The 19,928-nt window shown below is 67.0% G+C and carries 15 protein-coding genes; 7 read left to right on the top strand and 8 right to left on the bottom strand.

Annotated elements, in window-relative coordinates:
- The first annotated feature begins 284 nt into the window (after positions 1-284).
- From ACZ1JS_RS17525 to ACZ1JS_RS17515, 3 genes are all read left to right on the top strand, one after another.
- The gene (locus ACZ1JS_RS17525) at positions 285-1,367 is read left to right on the top strand and encodes a PLP-dependent cysteine synthase family protein (RefSeq protein WP_465167155.1); all 1,083 of its coding nucleotides are present in this window, start codon (positions 285-287) and stop codon (positions 1,365-1,367) included.
- Positions 1,364-2,716: an L-serine ammonia-lyase gene (locus tag ACZ1JS_RS17520; RefSeq protein WP_465167154.1), complete on the top strand. Its 1,353-nt coding sequence runs from the start codon at positions 1,364-1,366 to the stop codon at positions 2,714-2,716. The genes ACZ1JS_RS17525 and ACZ1JS_RS17520 overlap by 4 nt, the downstream gene beginning before the upstream one ends.
- A 62-nt stretch (positions 2,717-2,778) precedes the next feature.
- Positions 2,779-4,719, top strand: coding sequence for a M3 family metallopeptidase (locus ACZ1JS_RS17515; RefSeq protein ID WP_465168731.1), 1,941 nt, complete (start codon positions 2,779-2,781; stop codon positions 4,717-4,719).
- 343 nt (positions 4,720-5,062) lie between these two features.
- Here the strand turns inward: ACZ1JS_RS17515 and ACZ1JS_RS17510 are convergent, their stop codons facing one another.
- Positions 5,063-5,860, bottom strand: coding sequence for a bifunctional transcriptional activator/DNA repair enzyme AdaA (locus tag ACZ1JS_RS17510; protein WP_465167153.1), 798 nt, complete (start codon positions 5,858-5,860; stop codon positions 5,063-5,065).
- Positions 5,861-5,922: 62 nt separating this feature from the next.
- Here ACZ1JS_RS17510 and ogt point away from each other — a divergent pair, with 62 nt between their 5' ends.
- Positions 5,923-6,489 (top strand): methylated-DNA--[protein]-cysteine S-methyltransferase, encoded by a 567-nt coding sequence (gene ogt, locus ACZ1JS_RS17505; protein WP_465168730.1) that lies wholly within the window; start codon positions 5,923-5,925, stop codon positions 6,487-6,489.
- Between the two features lie 251 nt (positions 6,490-6,740).
- Here ogt and ACZ1JS_RS17500 read toward each other — a convergent pair whose 3' ends face one another.
- Both ACZ1JS_RS17500 and uxaC read right to left on the bottom strand, forming a co-directional pair.
- Positions 6,741-8,156: a mannitol dehydrogenase family protein gene (locus tag ACZ1JS_RS17500; protein ID WP_465167152.1), complete on the bottom strand. Its 1,416-nt coding sequence runs from the start codon at positions 8,154-8,156 to the stop codon at positions 6,741-6,743.
- Positions 8,153-9,562, bottom strand: a complete 1,410-nt coding sequence (uxaC, locus tag ACZ1JS_RS17495) for a glucuronate isomerase (RefSeq protein WP_465167151.1) — start codon at positions 9,560-9,562, stop codon at positions 8,153-8,155. Before uxaC ends, ACZ1JS_RS17500 begins: the two co-directional genes overlap by 4 nt.
- 65 nt (positions 9,563-9,627) lie before the next feature.
- Here uxaC and ACZ1JS_RS17490 point away from each other — a divergent pair, with 65 nt between their 5' ends.
- Positions 9,628-11,121 carry a UxaA family hydrolase gene (locus ACZ1JS_RS17490; protein ID WP_465167150.1) on the top strand — a complete coding sequence of 498 codons (1,494 nt, stop codon included), beginning with the start codon at positions 9,628-9,630 and terminating at the stop codon, positions 11,119-11,121.
- 9 nt (positions 11,122-11,130) lie between these two features.
- Here the strand turns inward: ACZ1JS_RS17490 and ACZ1JS_RS17485 are convergent, their stop codons facing one another.
- From ACZ1JS_RS17485 to ACZ1JS_RS17470, 4 genes are all read right to left on the bottom strand, one after another.
- Positions 11,131-11,529, bottom strand: a complete 399-nt coding sequence (locus tag ACZ1JS_RS17485; protein WP_465167149.1) for a hypothetical protein — start codon at positions 11,527-11,529, stop codon at positions 11,131-11,133.
- Between the two features lie 44 nt (positions 11,530-11,573).
- Positions 11,574-12,107, bottom strand: coding sequence for a gamma carbonic anhydrase family protein (locus ACZ1JS_RS17480; RefSeq protein ID WP_465167148.1), 534 nt, complete (start codon positions 12,105-12,107; stop codon positions 11,574-11,576).
- Positions 12,108-12,119: 12 nt separating this feature from the next.
- Positions 12,120-13,283, bottom strand: coding sequence for a histidine-type phosphatase (locus ACZ1JS_RS17475; RefSeq protein WP_465167147.1), 1,164 nt, complete (start codon positions 13,281-13,283; stop codon positions 12,120-12,122).
- Between the two features lie 193 nt (positions 13,284-13,476).
- Positions 13,477-16,236 carry a TonB-dependent receptor gene (locus tag ACZ1JS_RS17470; protein WP_465167146.1) on the bottom strand — a complete coding sequence of 920 codons (2,760 nt, stop codon included), beginning with the start codon at positions 16,234-16,236 and terminating at the stop codon, positions 13,477-13,479.
- Positions 16,237-16,441: 205 nt separating this feature from the next.
- On the opposite strand from ACZ1JS_RS17470, the gene ACZ1JS_RS17465 reads away from it, so the two are divergent.
- Positions 16,442-17,197, top strand: a complete 756-nt coding sequence (locus ACZ1JS_RS17465; RefSeq protein WP_465167145.1) for a DeoR/GlpR family DNA-binding transcription regulator — start codon at positions 16,442-16,444, stop codon at positions 17,195-17,197.
- A 134-nt stretch (positions 17,198-17,331) separates the two neighbouring features.
- Here ACZ1JS_RS17465 and ACZ1JS_RS17460 read toward each other — a convergent pair whose 3' ends face one another.
- Complete coding sequence (locus ACZ1JS_RS17460) at positions 17,332-18,600, bottom strand: PQQ-dependent sugar dehydrogenase (protein ID WP_465167144.1); 1,269 nt, start codon at positions 18,598-18,600, stop codon at positions 17,332-17,334.
- Positions 18,601-18,901: 301 nt separating this feature from the next.
- Between ACZ1JS_RS17460 and ACZ1JS_RS17455 the strand changes: the two genes are divergently transcribed.
- Complete coding sequence (locus tag ACZ1JS_RS17455; protein WP_465167143.1) at positions 18,902-19,924, top strand: polysaccharide pyruvyl transferase family protein; 1,023 nt, start codon at positions 18,902-18,904, stop codon at positions 19,922-19,924.
- Positions 19,925-19,928: the final 4 nt, after the last annotated feature.

Here is a 19,928-nt window from a genome sequence, read left to right as displayed (position 1 = left end):
CCGGTATAAAAAGAGCAACTCGCTATCCGCGTCAGCGGAACGATCCGAAGATCAGCGAGGCGACCGGTCGGAGAAGCGAAGAGCGTCTCGTCGTCCGGTGAAGCTGCTTATATGGGCGGCTTCAGAAGGCGTCAACAACGATTCTCTACTTTTTTCGGTTCCCGGCGATTTTTCGATCGTGCGTGCCGTTCCCGGGCGTTTGCGGGCCTGTTGGCGTGGTCTTCCCCCTCCCCGGCTCGCGCGTCATAAGGTCGCTGATAGTATCTTGTGAAAGGATCGCTTCGTTGACCGCTGTTCCCGCGCCGCCTTCGCCGGATCGCACCTGGACGCTCGATGCGATCCGACGACTGGAAGCCGACTTCTGCCGTTCGGCCGATACCCATTTGATTCGCGTCGAACTGCCCGTGACGCCGGGGATCACGCTCTATCTGAAGGACGAATCGGTCCATCCGTCGGGAAGTCTTAAACACCGGCTCGCACGATCCCTAATCCTCTATGGCCTGTGCAACGGGTGGATCGGGCCGGATACGATGCTGGTCGAGGCGACCAGCGGATCGACCGCGGTGTCCGAAGCCTATTTCGCGCGGTTGATCGGACTGCGATTCATCGCCGTCGTCCCGCGATCGATCGCCAGCGCCAAGATCGATGCGATCCGGTTCCAGGGCGGCGAGGTCCACTTCGTCGATGACCCGCGGGAAGTCTATGCCGCAGCGCGCGGCTTGGCCGATGCCAGTGGCGGGCATTATCTCGACCAGTTCACCTATGCCGAGCGTGCGACCGACTGGCGCGGCAACAACAATATCGCCGAATCGATCTTTACGCAGATGGCGAAGGAGGACTCGCCCGAGCCGAGTTGGATCGTCTGCGGCGCGGGCACCGGCGGTACGTCGGCGACGCTGGGTCGCTTCATCCGCTACGGGCGTCATGCCACGCGGCTATGCGTTGCCGATCCGGCGGCGTCGGTCTTTCACCGCCATTATGACGATCCCGCCGTCCAGACCGTCGAAGGCGAATGTTCGTGTATCGAAGGGATCGGACGCCCACAGGTCGAGCCCAGTTTCGTACCCAGCGTCATCGACCGGATGATCGCCGTCGACGATGCCGACAGCATCGGGGCGATGCGGGCGATCAGTGCGCGGCTCGGGCGGCCGGTCGGCGGGTCGACCGGAACCAATATCGTCGCCTGCGCTATGCTGATCGAGGAAATGATGGCGGCGGGGCAGCGGGGATCGGTGGTGACGATCCTGTGCGATTCGGGCCTGCGCTACGGCGATACCTATTATGACGATGGCTGGCTGGCGGCGCGCGGGATCGACTGGCGACCGGCGGCGGCGCGGTTCGAGCGCTTTCTGGGGCAGCCGGCATGACCCCGCTCAGCATCACCGATCTGTTCACGATCGGTATCGGGCCATCGAGTTCGCATACCGTCGGGCCGATGCGCGCCGCCCATGCCTTTGCGACGATGCTGGCCGAAGACGGCATCGTGCCCGAGCGGGTGCTGTGCGACCTCTATGGGTCGCTGTCGCTGACCGGTCGCGGCCATGCCACCGATATCGCGGTGCTGCTGGGGCTGGCGGGCGCGACGCCCGAAGGGATTGATCCGGATGCGGTCGCGGGCATGGTCGACACGATCCACGCGACCTGCTCGATCGATCTGGCCGGCGCGCAACGAATCGCGTTCGATCCGGCGCGCGACATCGTGTTTCACCCCGGTTTCTTGCCCGGCCATCCCAATGCCATGGCGTTCACCGCAGTGTTGGCGGACGGAAGCCGGATCGTGCGGCGCTATTATTCGGTGGGCGGCGGCGCGATCCGGTCCGAAGGCGAGACGCCGCCCCGCCTGAACCTGACGCTGCCGCACCCCTTTGCCAGCGGGGCGGAACTGCTGACGATCTGCACCGACACCCGCCAGTCGATCGCCGAGATCGTCGCCGCCAACGAGAGCGCGTGGCGGCCGGAAGCGGAGACGCACGCGTTCCTCGACGCGGTACGATCGGCGATGCTGGCCTCGATCGATCGCGGTTGTGCGGGCAGCGGCGAACTGCCCGGCGGCCTGCGGGTCCAGCGGCGGGCGCGGGCGATACGCGAGAAGCTGCTGGAGCGTGGGCCGCGCACCGACCCGAGCGTCGTGTTCGAATGGGTCAGCCTTTGGGCGCTGGCGGTGAACGAGGAGAATGCGGCGGGGGGCCGCGTCGTCACCGCGCCGACCAATGGCGCGGCGGGGGTGATCCCGGCGGTGCTGAAATATTACGAGACCTTCGTCCATGGATCGACCCGCGCCGGTGCGCGGGCGCTGTTGATGACGGCGGCCGCGATCGGGTTCCTCTACAAGCAGAACGCGTCGATCTCTGCCGCCGAAATGGGGTGTCAGGGTGAGGTCGGTGTCGCCTGTTCGATGGCCGCCGGAGGGCTGGCCGCCGCGCTCGGCGCGACACCGGCACAGGTCGAGAATGCGGCCGAGATAGGCATGGAGCATAATCTGGGACTGACCTGCGACCCGATCGGCGGGCTGGTGCAGATCCCCTGTATCGAGCGCAACACGATGGGCGCGATCAAGGCGATTAACGCCGCCTATCTGGCGCTGCACGGCGATGGTCGCCACATCGTCAGCCTCGACCAGGTGATAGAAACGATGCGTCAAACCGGCGAGGATATGAAGAGCCAGTATAAGGAGACCAGCCAGGGTGGCCTGGCGGTCAACGTCGTCGAATGTTGAAGGATTTGCGTTTGCCCCAGCTTCCCGATTTCGCCGCGATCACCCCGGACACGATCGCGCCCATGCTCGACACGCTGCTGGCCGGGCGCGAGGCGGTTGCCGAACGGGCCAAGGCGGCGAGCCCCAGCTTTGCCGAGACGTGGCTGCCGGTAGAGGCGGCGGATGTCGCGCTCGATGATTTCTGGTCGACCGTGTGGCACCTGCATGCGGTGGCCGACACGCCCGAACTGCGTGAGGCGCATGCGGCGGGACAGGCGGTGCTGACCGCGCGCGGAATCGCGGCGCAACAGGACCGGGCGATGTTCGATACGCTGCGGACGCTGGCGATCGCGCCCGACTTCGCCGCGCTGGACGATGCCGACCGGGTGGCGGTGGAGCGGTCGATCCGCGATCGCACGCTGGCGGGCGTCGCACTGAACGACGCCGATCGCGAGCGGTTCAAGGCGGTCGCGACCGAATTGTCGGCGCTCCAGACCGAATTTGCCAGCGCAGTGCTCGATGCGACCGATGCGTGGACGCTGCATATCACCGATCCGGCGCGACTGGCCGGGCTGTCGGACGCCGATCGGGCGATGATGGCAGAGGCGGCGGAAGCACGCGGGCTGGATGGCTGGGTCGTGACGCTGCAACAGCCGAGCGTGGTGGCAGTGCTGACCTTCGCCGAGGATCGCGACCTCCGCGCAGAGGTCTATCGCGCCTATGGCACGCGGGCATCGGATCAGGGGCCGAATGCCGGCACGTTCGACAATGGCGAGCGGATCCGCCGGATCCTGGCGCTGCGGCACGAGGCGGCAACGCTGCTGGGCTTTGCCGATCCGGTCGCGCGGTCGCTGAGTACCAAGATGGCGCCCGACGTGGCCGAGGTGCTGGCGTTCCTGCGCGACCTGGCGCAGCGGGCGCGGCCGCATGCCGAGGCGGAGATCGCCGAACTGCGCGCCTTTGCCGCCGAGCATCTGGGGATCGACGACCTGCAGCCCTGGGATACCGGCTTCGTAAGCGACCGGCTGAAACGGCATGCCCATGCCATCGACCAGTCGGTGGTGAAGCAGTATTTCCCGGTCGACCGGGTGCTTGCCGGGTGGCAGCGGCTGTTGGGCGAGTTGTTCGGCCTCGTCCTGACCGAGCGTAGCGACGTCGCGACCTATCATGCCGATGCACATTATTACGATGTGGCGGACGATGACGGCGTGTTCGCGGGCCTCTATCTGGACCTGCACGCGCGCGCGGGGAAGAAGGGCGGCGCGTGGATGGCCCCTGCCCGGCCCTATCGCGCCGATCCGGCCGAGGGCATTCCGGTCGCGTACATGGTCTGCAACTTCGCGCCGACCGGCGGTGCGACGCCACTGCTGAGCCATGACGACGTCACGACGCTGCTGCACGAGACGGGGCATTGCCTGCACCACCTGTTCACCCGCGTGCCGCGGCCGGACATTGCCGGTACGACCGGGTTCGAATGGGACGCGATCGAACTGCCCAGCCAGTTGATGGAGGATTTCGCGTGGGAGCCTTCCGTGCTCTCGGCGATGTCAGGCCATGTCGAGACCGGCGAGCCGTTGCCGCGCGACTTGTTCGAGCGAATGCTGGCGGCGCGGCGGTTCGGCTCGGGCATGTTCCTGCTGCGGCAGATCGAGTTCGCGATGTTCGACCTGCTGCTGCATCTGGGCACGCAGGGCGATGACCCGATGGCGGTGATCGAGACGGTCCGCGATGAGGTGGCGGTGGTGCGGCCGCCGGAATGGCACCGTTTCCCTCACGCCTTCGCGCATATCTTCGCCGGGGGATATGCGGCGGGATATTACAGCTATCTATGGGCGGAATTGCTGGCGGCGGATGGGTTCGCCGCGTTTGCCGAGGCGGGGACGGTGGACCGGGCGACCGGGGATCGGTTGCGCGAGACGGTGTTGTCTCAGGGTGCGGTGCGACCCGCGATCGAGTTGTTCCGGGCGTTTCGCGGGCGCGATCCCGATCCGGCGGCGATGCTGGCGCGGCATGGGCTGGTTTGACCGGTCCAAAGTTCACAAAGTTCACACTTGCGCGCTGTTTGTGACGCGGTCGGACGAAGGGCGTTTTGCTTCAAGCGACAGCGCTAAGGCAGGGAGAAAGTAAGAGAATTGTTCGCGCAGAGGCGCAAAGGACGCGGAGGGCGCGTTCTGGGCAGTCGGTGCGCCACCGGGAGACCGTAGCGCCTTTGGCAGCAGAGAATGGGGCCGCTGACGCAGGGAAAGCTGCATCAACCACAACCCTCTGCGCCTCTGCGCCTCTGCGCGAAAATTCAATCTTCTCTTCTTTACGCTTTCGTGCCTTCGCGTGAATCATTTCGACGGGAGCGATGAGAAACAGCGGCTCTCATGCTGCCGGACGGTTCGCCTGTAGGACAGCATTTTCGGATACCGCCCGCTTCGCGGCGGCGATGGCGCGGCCGAGGGCGGGAAGCGGAACGTCGGTCAGGGCGATGCGAAGCGTCCGGCTTCCGCCAGGCGTAACCTCGGCCCGGCCTTCGGGAAGCGCGACCGCGATCGGACCGGCGGGCGTCCAATCGGGCCGGTGGGCGATGGTGACCGTAATCGGCGCGGCGGGATCGGCGGGCGGACCTTCGCGACGGAGCATGGAGGGGGCGCGCCCGAAGGCGGACTGGAAGGCTTCGTTGAAGCGGCGGACGCTGCCATAGCCGGCGGCGAAGGCGATATCGGTCAGCGGCAGGCGGGTGTCGTGGACGAGATGCTTGGCGAGATGGAGGCGGCGCGTCGCCTCGATCGCAAGCGGGGTCAGCCCGAGATGTTCGACGAACAGGCGGCGGAGATGACGGTCGGTCATGCCCAGCCGGTCGGCGAGCGCGGCCACGCTGCCCTCCGCCAGTGCGCCGTCGTCGATCAGGCGCAGCGCGCGGTGAATCGATGACAGGGTGCCGGCCCATGCCGGGCTGTCGGGGGCGGCTTCGGGACGACAGCGCAGGCAGGGGCGATAACCCGCCGCCTGCGCCGCCGCCGCGCTGGCGTAGAAGGTGACATTGCCGCGCGTCGGGGTGCGCGCCGGGCAGACCGGACGGCAATAGATGCGCGTGGTGCGGACGGCGGTGAAGAACAGCCCGTCCTGTGCCGGGTCGCGGCGGAGGATCGCGGCATAGCATTGGTCGGGGTCGAGCATGGGTGCCAACCTATCGCCGATCCGCCGCGCGACTAGCGGAAAACGGACATGGGCGTGGCGTGATGTCCGGTTTCCGCTGGCAGTCGGTTGCGCGCGGCGGCAGGTTGTCGGGCATGATAACGCTGTACGAAGAGCTGCTGCCCAGTCCGGTCGGGACGATCACCATCCTGACCGATGGCGACGGGGTATTGCGCGTGCTGGAGTTCGAGGATTTCGGTGCGCGGATGGAGCGGCTGCTGCGGCTCCATTACGGGCCGGGCGGGTGGCGGGTCGTGCCGGCGACGCGGACCAGCGACGCGATGCGGGCGATGACCGCCTATTTCGCGGGGGATGTGTCGGCGATCGACGGACTGCCGACCGCGACCGGAGGGACCGCGTTTCAGCGGTCGGTGTGGCAGGCGCTGCGCAAGGTCGGCGCGGGTCAGACGGTCGCCTATGTCGATATCGCCGCCGCGATCGGGCGGCCGAGCGCGGTGCGGGCGGTCGGGCTGGCCAATGGGTCGAACCCGATCGCGATCGTCGTGCCGTGCCACCGGATCATCGGACGGTCGGGGGCGCTGACCGGCTATGGCGGTGGGCTGGAGCGCAAGCGGTGGCTGCTGGCGCATGAGGGGGTCGGGTTGGTTTGATTGGTTCACGCGAAGGCGCGAAGGACGCGAAGAAGGAAAGAGTGCTTTTCGCGCAGAGGCGCAGAGGGGTTGTCCGCAGTGCATCGTCCCCCGCGTCAGCGGCTTCACGCCTCACTGCCAAGGGCGATACGGTCTCCCGATCGTGAGCCGATCGCCCGCAACGCAACCCCTCTGCGCCTCCGCGCCCCTGCGCGACAATCTATCTTCTTCTCTTCGCGAGCTTCGCGCCTTCGCGTGAATCAATCCACCGATCAGACCAACGCCGCCGCCAGATCCTCACCCGGCGCCAGCGCCGCATAAGCCCGCTCGACCGCCGCGACGAACACCGCGTCCTCGCCCAGATCGCCGAACACATCGCGCATCGCCAGCAATGCCGTCGGCTCGCCGGCCCGTGCGAGCAGCGCGTCGGCGCGCGGGTCGATCAGCTTTTCGCCGCTCATCTTGCGCAGTTCGAGGAAGCGGAACCATGCGGCGATCGGCACCGCCAGCCGATCGACCGGACGGCCCGCCGCGCGGGCGTCGCGGATCGTGTCGCACAGGCGATAGGGCAGCTTCTGCGAACCGTCCCACGCGATCTGCGCCAGCTGATGCGCGATCGCCGGATTGGCGAAGCGCGCCAGTACCGCGTCGATATAGGCCGACAGGTCCATTTCGGCGGGCGGCTGGATCGACGGCGCGATATCCTGCCGCATCAGCCGTTCGGCAAAGGCGGCGAGCGGCTGGCACGCCATCGCGTCGCGGACGGTGGCGAGGCCCATCAGCAACCCGACATAGGCGAGCGTCGAGTGGGCGCCGTTGAGCAGGCGCAGCTTGGCGTTTTCGAAGCCGCGCACGTCGCGAGTGAACTGGACCCCGGCGGCATCGAGCGGCGGACGCTCGCCGGCAAAATCATCCTCGATCACCCATTGCGCAAAGCCTTCGCGCTGGATCGGCCACGCATCATCGAGACCGGTGGCGGCGCGCACCGATGCCCGCAGCGCATCGTCGGTCGCAGGCGTGATCGAATCGACCATGGTCGAGGGGAAGCGGACATTATCGTCGATCCATGCCGCCAGGTCGGGATCGCGCGCAGCGGCAAGGTCGCGGACCGAGCGGCGGAAGCGGTGGCCATTATCCGCCAGATTGTCGCACGACAGGAGCGTGATCGCACCACCGCCCGCCGCCCTGCGCGCGGCAAGGCCGGCGACCAGCCAGCCCGACAGCGTCGACGGTTCGGCCCCGGTCAGTTCGCGGACGATCGCCGGATGCTCCATGTCGAGCGCGCCGCTGCCGTCGAGGTGATAGCCCTTTTCGGTAACGGTGGTGGTGACCAGCCGGGTGGTCGGCGCGGCGATGCGCGACAGGATCGCGTCGCGGCGCGGCGCGGTCAGCAATTCGGTGATCGATCCGATAACGCGATGGCTGGTCTCGCGGTCGAGCAGCGCCAGCGTGTAGAGACCGTCCTGCGGCCCCAGTGCGTCCGCGACGCCGGTCGAATTGAGTGCGACAGCGCTGATTGCCCAGCGCGGGTCGCGCGCGAGGATCGAGTCGACATAGGCGGCCTGGTGCGCGCGGTGGAACGCGCCGGGACCGATATGGACGATGCCGGGGGTCAGCGCCGTGCGGTCGTAAGCGGGGCGGGCGACCGATGCGGGCAGTTCGGCGAGGGTGGCGTTGGACAGGTTCACAGCTTGTACGCCTTCTTCACGAGGCCATAGGTCAGGTCGTACGCGACGTCGTGCGCCTCGGCTTCGTCCAGCCGGTGTTCGGCGACCAGCCGGGCGAGGAAGGCGCAGTCGACGCGGCGGGCGACATCGTGGCGCGCCGGGATCGACAGGAAGGCGCGGGTGTCGTCGTTGAAGCCGACGGTGTTGTAGAAGCCCGCCGTCTCGGTCGTCATCTCGCGGAAGCGGCGCATCCCCTCCGGCGAATCGTGGAACCACCATGCGGGGCCGAGCTTCAGGCACGGATAATGGCCCGCCAGCGGCGCCAGTTCGCGGGCATAGGTCGATTCGTCGAGCGTGAAGAGGATGATCGTCAGTTCGGTCGAGGTGCCGACCACATCGAGCATCGGTTTCAGCGCCGCGACATAATCGGTGCGGGTCGGAATGTCGGCACCCTTGTCGCGGCCATAAGTTTCGAACAGGCCGCGATTATGGTTGCGGAACGAACCCGGGTGGATCTGCATCACCAGCCCGTCGTCGATCGACATCCGCGCCATTTCGGTCAGCATCTGCGCACGGAACAGTTCGGCGTCGGTGGCGTCGGCGGTGCCGGCAATCACCTTCGCGAACAATGCTTCGGATTCCGACGCCGAAAGGTTGGCGGTTCGGGCAGTCGGATGGCCGTGGTCGCTCGACGTGGCGCCGGCGGCGATGAAATCCTGCCGCCGTTTACGGTGCGCGGCGAGATAGCCGGTCCAGTCATGGACGTCCTCGCCGGTCAGTTCGGCGAATTTGGCGAGCGCAGGACGGAAGGCTTCGTGTTCGCAGTCGATTACCGCATCGGGGCGATAGGCGGTGACGACGCGCCCGCTCCAGCCGCTGGCGCGGATCGCGCGATGATGATCGAGCGGGTCATCGGCGCCTTCCGTCGTTGCGAGCAGTTCGATACCGAAACGTTCGAACAGCGCGCGCGGGCGATAGGCGTCGGTCGCGAGCAGTTCGCCGATCCGGTCGTAATAGGTGTCGGCATTGGCGGCGGTCAGCGCCTCTTCGAACCCGAACACCGCGCCGAACACATGGTCGAGCCACAGCCGCGAGGGCGTGCCGCGGAACAGATGCTGGTTGGCGGCGAACACCCCCCACGCCTTGCGCGGGTCGGCGACGATCGTCCCGTCGCGGCGCGGCACGGCAAGGTCGTCGAGCGCGATGCCCTGGCTGTAGAGCATGCGGAAGATATAGTGATCCGGCGACAGCAGCAGCTCGGTCGCGTTGGTCCAGGGGCGGTTGGTCGCGAACCATGCCGGGTCGGTATGGCCGTGCGGGCTGACGATCGGCAGGTCGCGGACGGCGGCATAGAGGGTGCGGGCGATCCCCCGCGTCGTCGGATCGGCCGGGAACAGGCGATCGGGGTTCAGCAGCAGGGCGGGCATCGGCTTCTCCTTTGGCTGCCTATTCGTGGATTGTGCCAGCGGTGGCAATGGCCTATTTCCGTAGCATGCTGGATGTTTCCCCTGCCCGTGCCGTGCGCGTCGATCGCGACGACGACGTCGCCCTGTTGCTCGATCCCGTTGCGGCGGGGGGCGTGGTGACGGTCGATGACGAGCGGGTGGTGGCGCTTGGCGACATTCCGGTCGGGCACAAGATCGCGGTGCGCCCGGTCGTGGCCGGAGCGCCGGTGCGACGCTATCGCAGCCCGATCGGCATCGCGCGCGCCACCATCGCGGCAGGCGAGCATGTCCATGTCCATAATGTCGCGACGGCATTGGCCGGCGAGGACGAATATCGCTACGCCCCTGCCCTGCCGCCTGCCCCGGCGGGCCGCAGCGAGCCGGGCTTTGCCGGCTATGTCCGCGCCGATGGCAGCGTCGCCACGCGCAACGAAATCTGGGTGCTGCCGACGGTCGGTTGCGTCGGACGGCTGGGCGAACGGATCGCGCTGCAGGCGGGGCCGCGCCATGCCGGGCGGATCGACGGCGTCCATGCGTTCAACCATCCGTTCGGCTGTTCGCAATTGGGCGACGATCTCAACCGGACGAGCGCGATCCTGGCGGCGCTGGCGTGCAATCCCAATGCCGGGGGCGTGCTGCTGCTGGGACTGGGATGCGAATCGAACCAGTTGGATGCGATGCTGGCGCGATTGCCGGCCGATGTACTGGCGCGGGTGCGGACGGTGCGAGCGCAGGCGAGCGCCGACGAATTTGCCGAGGCGATGGCGGCGGTCGACGAACTGGCCGAAGCGGCGGCAGCGAAGCGGCAGCCGGTGCCGCTGTCGGCGCTACGGCTGGGCGTGAAGTGCGGCGGGTCGGATTCGATGTCCGGCCTGACCGCCAATCCGCTGATCGGGCGGATGACCGACCGCGTCGCAGCGGCGGGCGGCACGGTGCTGATGACCGAAATCCCCGAGATTTTCGGTGCGGAACGGCTGTTAATGGCGCGCTGTGCCGACGAAGCGGTGTTCGACCGGCTGGTCGACGTAACCAACCGCTTCAAACGCTATTTCCTCGACCATGGTGAGCCGGTTTCTGAAAATCCCAGTCCCGGCAATATCGCGGGCGGGATCACCACGCTGGAGGAAAAGTCGCTGGGCGCGGTGCAGAAGGGCGGCCTCGCCCCGGTCAAAGACGTGCTCGATTATGGCGAGCCGGTGCGCAGGCCCGGGCTGTCGGTGGTCGATGGCCCCGGCAATGACGCGGTGTCGACGACCGCGCTGGCGGCGGCGGGGGCGACCATCACCCTGTTTTCGACCGGACGCGGCACGCCGCTGGGCAGCCCGGTGCCGACGATGAAGATCGCGACCAACCGCGACCTCGCGACGCGCAAGGCGGGCTGGATCGATTTCGATGCGAGTAGGGTGCTGGACGACGGGCAGGACGCGGCGGCGGATGCGCTGCTGGCGCGAATCGTCGCGGTCGCGTCGGGCGAGCCGGCGCGCAACGAGGTGAACGAGGAACGCGCGATCGGAATCTGGAAGTCGGGGGTTACGCTGTAGCCGCGTCGATCAGAGCCGGACCGCACCCATGATATAGACGTAGGGCGGTGGCGCACCCTTGGCGGACCAACCGGCCGGGCATTGGCCGCCGGATACCGTAACGACCGCCCCGGCCCCATGGGCCTTCAGTCGTCGCGCTACGTTTTGGAGAGCGGTGAACCCGCTTCGTTGCGCACGTTCGTCCGCGCCGGGTTGATAGCAGATCGAATAGCTGTCCAACCCGTCGACCATCCATGATCGGGCGGCATTGGCGACGATGCTCTCAGCAGTTTCGTTGAGCGTTCCGTCGAAATCGAAACCGACGACGAATGGCCCCGGAATGGGGTCGATGATGGGTGGCGGCGCGTCGGGCACAGGCGGCACCGCGCGTGGCTGGGCCAAGGCTGCTGCCGACATCAACGTCGACATGCCCGCCACGATACCCCACGCCAGTGGCGCAGGTTCAATCCGACTCACGAATTGTCCCCTACCACCCGCAGGTCGTCGCGATAGTGCTTCGCCTTCTCGACATAGCCCCTCGCCGAGAGTTTCAGCCCGGCCAATTGCTCGTCGGTCAGCATCTTCACCGCCCGCGCCGGGGCACCGACGATGAGGCTTCCCGGCGGAAAGCTCTTCCCCTCCGTCACCAGCGCGCCCGCGCCGACCACGCAATCCTCGGCGATGACCGCGTGGTTGAGGACGGTCGCGCCCATGCCGATCAGCACGCGGTCGCCGATCGTGCAGCCGTGCAGCACCGCGCGGTGGCCGATGGTGCAGTCGGTCCCGAGCGTCAGCGGCGCACCGGGGTCGCTGTGCAGGACCGCGCCGTCCTGGATGTTGGTGCGATCGCCGATGACGATCGCGCCATTGTCCGCGCGCACCACCGCGCCGAACCAGATGCTGGCCCCCGCCCCCAGCCGGACGGCACCGATCACATCGGCGGACGGCGCGACCCAGCTATCGGGAGCAAGGTCGGGGACGGCATCGGTCAGGGCGTAGCACGGCATGGCCGGATGCTATCACCGCCTTACGACCGGAGCGAGCTTTGCGCGCAGCAGCGTGTCGAAGCGGTCGAGGGGGCAGCGCGTGGCGCAGCCGGGGATGGAGAGCGGGGTTTCCACCACCGTCGCCGCACCCGATCGGATCGCGTCCAGCGGCTGTACGCGGTAGGAGACGGTGACGTACGGCCCCTTGCTCCCCCGCCAGCGCTTGAAAACGATCGCACCGCCGGGGGCAACGTCGTTCCGCGCAAAGCCCGGCGCGTCGAGATCGACGCCGAGCGCCGCGCCGAGCGCGGTGACGTTAGTGTCATGGCCGACCAGCATTTCGAGGCGCGGTCCTTGCCCGGCGGACAGCGTCGCCAGCATGTGATGCCCGAGCGGCCCCGCCTGATGCGCGGCCATGTAGGGCGAACGGGTGAACACGTCGAACAGCGCGGCGTGGAGCGTTCCGATCCGGCGGATCGTCGCCGCATCGGCGCGGCCGAAGCCGACCTTCGTCATCGGCATCCCCTCGGCATATTGCAGCAGGATCACCTGTGCGGTGCCCGAAGTCGATCGTATCGGACCGGTAAAGTCGATGCCGCGTCCGTCGCGGCCGGGTTTCAGCGTCGCCGGTCCGGGCGTCGAGCAGCCGGCGGGCAAACCGCAGCCGAGCACATGGTCGAGGGCGCGGATCGCATCGGCATGGCGCGCGGTCAGCGCGTTGACGCCGCCGGTATAGGCGGTGATCGCCGCCACCGCCTTGGCCGCGTCGAAGGCGGTGGCACCGGCACGGAGCGGTTCGAACAGCGCATCGACCCGGCCATCGGGATGATGCCCGACCGGCAGATCGCATCCGGGGGCCAGCGCATCGGCATAGGCGCGGCCGGTGGCGATGGTGCGTTCGGCGGTGTTGGTCCAGATGCGGACGCTGCCGGGGATCGGGCAGGCCTTGGTAGGCAGCCAGCCTCGGTCGTGGCGGGCAAGTTGCGCGATCGCCCGCGCCCCGTGGGGGGTGAGGACTTCAGGAGCTACCGGCCATGCGGGCCATTCGCCGTCGAACCGGGTATCGGCGGGAGCCTCGCCGGTGATCGGGGCGCGGACGCCGTGGCGCATCAGCACGACGACGCGGTCGAGCGTGTCGCGCGCGGCGGCCGGTTGCGGGGCCAGCAGGGCGGCGGTCAGGAGGAGAGCGAGACGCATGGTTGGTCCTGATGGTTCGATAGGTCCGTACCCCCGCGCATTCGGGGGTACGGTAGTTATCCTACCCGTCGCCCCGGCAAAGGCTGGGGCCTCCCGCGGCGAGGCGCGCGGTCTTGCAACGGGGAGATCCCAGCCTTCGCTGGGATGACGTTGGTGGCGGGGCGGCAACGCGAAGGCCGCCACCGCCCCCCACTCACATCTTCATCGTCAGGCTGAACTGGAACACCCGACCGGTCTTCAGGTAACCGCCGTTGCGGTCGTTCGAGATGTACGTCTCGCCCTTCCCCACCGTCGCCCAATAGGTATGCTGGTCGAGCAGGTTGCGCGCCGACACACCGATTTCGAGATTGTCGGTGACCTCATAGGCCGCACCGAAGTTCAGTTCACCGACCGGCTGGACATAGATGTCGGGCTGGCTGTCCTGCACGCCCGCCAGGAACTTGCCGGTATAGTTGTACCACAGGTTCGTGCGGAAGCCGCCGCCGGCATAGAAGATCTCGGCATTGTAGATCAGGTCCGGTGCCTGGGGCAGCGTGCTGGTGCGGGTGGTGCGGACGCCGTTCAGCGGGATGATATAGGTCGCTTCGGTCTTCTGGTACGTGATGTTGCCGCCCACGCCGAAATTGCCGAGGAACGCGCTGTCGACCATGTCGCCCATGGTGAACCGGCCCGACGCCTCGATGCCCTTCGCCGTACCGCCGCCGCCGTTGATCGGGCGGATATAGGTGGTCTTGCCGATCGTCTCGCTGGCGCTGCGCGACGCGGTCGAGACGATGAAGTTGCGCAGGTCCTTGTAATAGGCGGCAAGCTGGACATAGCGGCCGACGCCCATCTGGTAATCGACGCCCGCGTCATAGCTCCACGCCTGTACCGGCTTCAGGTCCGGGTTGGGCTGGGTGATCGTCACCGTGCCGTCGCTGGCCGGTTCGCTGATCCGGGTCGGTCCGGCGAGCAGGTCGAAGGCCGGGCGGGCATAGCTGGAGCGCACCGCGCCGCGCACGGTCAGATTGCCATTGGGCTTCCATGCCGCCAGCAGGCTGGGATCGACATGGTCGTAATCGCGCCCGGCATTGACGAAGCGCGGGCCGTCGCGATCGTTCAGGAAATAGCGCGCGCGAAAACCGTTATCCTCATAGCGGACGCCGGGTATCACTTCGAGATTGCCGAGCGTCAGCGTGGCGGTGCCGTACAGCGCCTTGCGGGTCTCGTTGCCGCTCGACAGGCCTTGGTTGAGCGTCGCCTGCGACACCGGGATCAGCGGTACATAGTCGCGAACCTGCGCATTGAGCTGGGCGCGCGACAGCACCTTGATCGGGCGGGCCGGATAGTAATCGAGGAAGTCCTTCAGGACATAGCCCAGATACTGGTTGATCGAAGGCCCCTGCACCGTGCCGTTCTGCAACGGGGTCAGGAAGCGATAGCGGGTATTGTCGGGCGCGAGGCTGCGGCCCGACCGGTCGGCATCTTCGTACAGGCCGCCGACCTCGACCGACAGGACGCCGTCATTGGTCCAGCCGATGCTGCCCTTCAACGTCTTCTTGGTCTCGCTCAGATAGTCATAGCCGCGCTGGACATAGAGCTGGGTCGGCCGGTCGAGCGAAGAAACATAGGCGATCGCACCGCTCGACAGGACCGGGCGCGGCGACCGGGGGTTGGACAGGTCGACATTGACGCCTTCGGTCGCCGCACCGGTATTGGTCGTGGTGCCGTTATAGGCGATGCCGCGAAACGCCGCCTCGATCCGGGTCGGCTGGTCGAACCGACCATCGGCATAGGCCCCTTCCAGTGCGGCGGTGAAGCCTTCCCAATGCGCCTTCGCGCCGAGCTGGGCCGAGAAGAGTTCCTGCTCGACATCCTCGGTGCGGAAATAGCTGGCCGGGTTGATGCCCAGCGGGGTGTAGACGCCGGCGGCGCTGTACGATCCGCCATTGGGGTTGGTCTGACCGCGCGTCAGTTCGTTGCGCAGGCCGGTCTGGTTCATGGTATTGGTGTTGAGGTAGGTCGCGTAATTGACGCGGGCGAACAGGTCGAGCGCGTCGCCGCGGAAGTCGAACGCGCCGGTCGCGCCATAGCGCTTGATCTTGTTGTTGTAGAAATTCCACTGCACCCCGTCCGCCGTCAGGGCGTTCGGATTGGCGCGCGCATTGCCGCTGTTCGCGCGGGTCGGCTTATAGTCGTTCTGGACGGCGGTGGATTCGGCGGCGTTGCCGCGCTCCTCCAGATAGGCCGCGACATAGACGCCGAACTGGTGATCGCTGCCGAAGCGGCGCGCGGCGTCGAGGCCGATCGCCCCGCCAAACGCTTCCTGTTCGCGGTCGAGCGCGAGGCCGGCGACCTGCCCCAGCACGCGGGCGCGGGTGAAGCTCTGTGCGAAGTCGAACGCGGTCGGGGTGCGCAGGTCGACGATGCCGGCGATGCTGTCGGCATCCTTGGCGGCGCCCGGCGTCTTGTCGGTCACGATCGCGCCGATCGCGAAGGGCGAGAACAGGTTGAGCGAGATCGCGCGATTATTGCCCGAGGTCTGCGGCAGGCGCAGGCCGTCCAGCGTATAGGCGTTGTAGCTGGTGTCGAAGCCGCGGATCGTCACGAACTGCGCTTCGCCGGTCGCGCTCTGGTTGCGGCCCTGGTCACGGCTGACCGACACGCCCGGCAGCATCTTGGCGAGGTCGGCGATGCTGGTCTGCGAATGGATGGCGACGTCGCCGGTGGTCACGATGTCGATCGTCGCGATCGCCGACTGTTCCTCGTTCAGCGCGGTCCGCTGGCGCCGGCCGTTGACGACGATGTCGTCGGTCAGCGATTCGCTCGCGGTCTGCTGATCGGCGGCGGGCGCTTCCTGCGCGCGGGCGGACACGGGCAGCAGCGTTACCACGGCAAGGGCGGTGACAGCGCTCGACAGGGCGAGCGCGGAGGTGCGCCGCCGGCGTGCCGGCAGCGTCGAGAACGACGACATGGATTTCCCCTTTGGATTGGATGCGGGGTTCGCCCCCGTTCGCTGGCGCGCTTAGGCGGCCATTGCGTATAATTTGTTACAAATGATTGGGATAATGAGCGGTTGGCGGCGCAGAACGGGCAAAATCCAAAGCGGATGATGATATTATGTTGATATCGGCACCGGCCGGTTGCGATCGATGCGTTGCGCGATATGCTGCGCGGCCATGATGAAGCGCCGCGACCGCCGCCAGGAAATCCTCGATCTGCTGCGCCAGGGTGAGGCGATTGGCATTCACGGGCTGGCGAACATCCTGGCGGTGTCCGACGAAACCGTGCGGCGCGAATTGCGGCTGCTGGAAGCGGACGGGCTGATCGAGCGGATCCATGGCGGCGCGCGCATCGCCAAGTCGGTCGAGGAAGGGCCGTTCGAGGCGCGGCTGCACCGCAACGCCGCCGCGAAACAGCGCATTGCCGCCGCCGTCGCGCAAGTGGTCGAGGACGGCGAATCGCTCTATCTCGATGCCAGTTCGACCGTGTTTCACATTGCGCAGGCGCTGAAGGGCAAGCGCAACCTGACCGTGGTCACCAACGCGCTGGGGGTCGCCGCCGAGCTGGGCGGGCGCAACGGCAACCGGCTGTATCTGGCGGGCGGCGAGCTGGACGATCGCTATCGCGCATTCTTCGACGCGACGGCGCGGGCCTATCTGGCACAGTTCCGGCCGGGCTTGGCGATCGTGTCGACCGAAGCGGTAGACCCTCGGGCCGGCTTTACCGACTATCATGTCGGCGAGGGCGAAGTTTGCCGGCAGATGATCGGCCAGTCGCGGCGGGTGACGATGGCGGTCGACGCGTCGAAATTCGACCGGGCGAGCGTAATGGCGGTCGCTGCGTTCGCGGAGGTCGACCGGATCGTCAGCGACCGGGCATGCGATGATGCGTATGCGGCGGTGACGGCCGGGGTGGAGTGGATCGTGGCATAGCCCGCCAAAACCGTTCGTGCTGAGTAGGGGCTGAGCGAAGTCGAAGACCCGTATCGAAGCACCCTTGGCGGTCCTTCGATACGCCGCTTCGACAAGCTCAGCGGCTACTCAGGACGAACGGTCGAGAAATGGGGTCACCCCGTCCGGCGCACCATCCACACCGTGTCGCCGGCATCGTCGACGACGAAGATCGCACCATCGGCGCGCGTCTGTATGCTGACCGGGCGACCATGGACGGTCCCCTTCTTTTCATCCGCGACGAAGCCGGTCAGGAACGGCTGTGGCTCACCGGTCGGGCGGCCATTGGCGAAGGGCACGGCGAGCACGTCATAGCCGCTGAAGCTCGACCGGTTCCATGATCCGTGGCGCGCGACGAAGGCGGTGGGCGCCCCCTGCTTGGCGAAGCCGATGCCGAGCGCGGCGGCATGGGCGCCGACCGCGACGTCGGGCAGCAGGGTGGTGCTCAGCAATTCGCGCTTCTCGTTGGCATGGCGCGGGTCCTGCTTGCCGTAATAGCTGTACGGCCAGCCATAGAAACCGCCCTCGCGCACGCCGACCAGATAGTCGGGCGAGATGTCGTCGCCGATCTCGTCGCGCTCGTTGACCGCGGTCCACAGGGTCGCGGTGCCGGGGAAGAAATCCATGCCGACCGGATTGCGCAGGCCCGAGGCGTAGAGCCGCTCGCGCCCGGTCGAAAGGTCGATGGCGAGGATCGCGGCGCGGCGCTTTTCCTCGTCCATGCCATATTCGCCGACATTCGACGCCGACCCGACCGAGACATAAAGCGTGCGCCCGTCGGGGCTGGCCAGCAGATTGCGGGTCCAGTGATTATTGTACCCGCCCGCCGGCAGCGTGACATGGGTGCGCGGCGCGCCGGTGATGCTGGTCGCGCCTAGTTGATAGGGAAAGCTGACCACCGCATCGGTATTGGCGACGTACAGCCGCCCGCCGACATATTGCATCCCGAACGGCTGGTTCAGCCCCTCGCGCAGGACGAAGCGCTGTTCGGCCACGCCGTCGCGATCGGCGTCACGCAGCAAGGTGATGCGGTTGGCGCTGAAGCCGGTGGTCTTCGACAGCGCCTGTCCGCGCGCGACTTCGGGATCGGCGTCGAGCTTGGGCAGCGTGCGCGCTTCCGACACCAGCACGTCGCCATTGGGGAGCAGCAACGCCTGCCGCGGATAGTCGAGGCCCCCGGCGAACTTGACCACCTGCCACCCGCGCGGGGCGGTGGGGGTGCGGCCTTCGGGCCAGCCGATCGTGACCGGATGGTTCACCACCGATTCGGTCGCATAGGGCGGATCGGTTTCCTTCAGGCCCGGAATGGCTTTCTGCGGCGCCTGCGCCATTGCTGCATTCGACACCAACGCCAGCGCCACCGCGCCCAGAGTGCGGACCTTCATCGCATATCCCCATGCTGCCATCGCCGCCACAACCGCAGCGCGCCCGCATGGGGTCCGTCAGCAACGAAAAGATACGCGATCGGTACGGCAGGATTCCTGTTCCGCTCCGCACCGCGCACGCGCAGCGGCGATGGGTTTCGAAGAACAATCTTTTGTCGCGGACAAATATCGCGCCGCTTCGGGCGGGCGGAAAAGCTGCGGAGCATCGCTGCTTCCCGTTTGTGGATTAATCGTGATTGCTTGTTCAATTGACTCTTTGGCCGAACCCGATCATGCGCGCCTTATACATCATGGGGGACGTATGGGCGGACACGGTAACGAGACCTCGCGTTCGGCGGAAAGCGTCATCGCGGCACAACGCGCATTGCTGCTGACCGAATTCGGCAAGCATGTCAGCCGGGGTCAGCCCTATGCGATCATCGACTTCCCCGATCACGGCAATGTCGGCGACAGCGCGATCTATCTCGGCGAATTGTCCGTCCTGCGCGAGCTGACCGGTCGCGATCCGAGCTATGTGGCGAGCCTTGCCCGCTTCGACGCCGATGCGCTGCGCCGCGCCGCTCCCACGGGACCGATCTTCCTGCATGGTGGCGGCAATTTCGGCGACGTATGGCCGCGCCATCAGCAGTTCCGCGAAAAGATGGCCCGGATCTTCACCGACCGGCGGCTGGTACAGGCACCGCAATCGATCCAGTTTCAGGACGATGCCGCCATCCAGCAGTGCATCGACTCCTTCGGCGCGCATCCCGATTTCCACCTGATGGTGCGCGATCGCCACAGCGTGACCTTTGCACAGGAACGGCTTGGCCTCGCCCCGACGCTGGTTCCCGATGCGGCGTTCGGCATCGGCCTGCTGCCGCGCCCGGTCAGCCCGAGCCACGACGTCGTCATGCTGCTGCGCACCGACAAGGAAAAGGTGAACCTCGACGCCAGTACGCTTCAGAGCATCCCGAATGCGCGCGAAGCCGACTGGCGGGCGGAATCGTCCAAGTCGCGGACGTGGCAGCGGCGCGTCGCCAATCTCCGCGCGATCGCGACCGGGGCGGTGACCAAGAGCAAGCGGCAAGTCTCGGTCTACAACTACCTTGCCAACCAGCGGTTCGATCGCGGCGCGCGCGTCCTCAGCGACGGTCGCAAGGTCATCACCGACCGGCTGCACGGGCACATCATGTGTACGCTGCTGGATATCCCACACGTCTATCTCGACAACTCCTACGGCAAGATCGGCCGCTATGCCGATGCGTGGACCAAGGAACTGCGCATCGCGCGTCAGGCGACGTCGGCACCGCAGGCCATCGATCTTCTGAAACAAGTCGGAAACTGAGGGC

It is taken from the genome of Sphingomonas sp. BL-S-05 (genome assembly GCF_055521695.1).
This window is presented reverse-complemented; position numbering and strand designations above follow the sequence as displayed.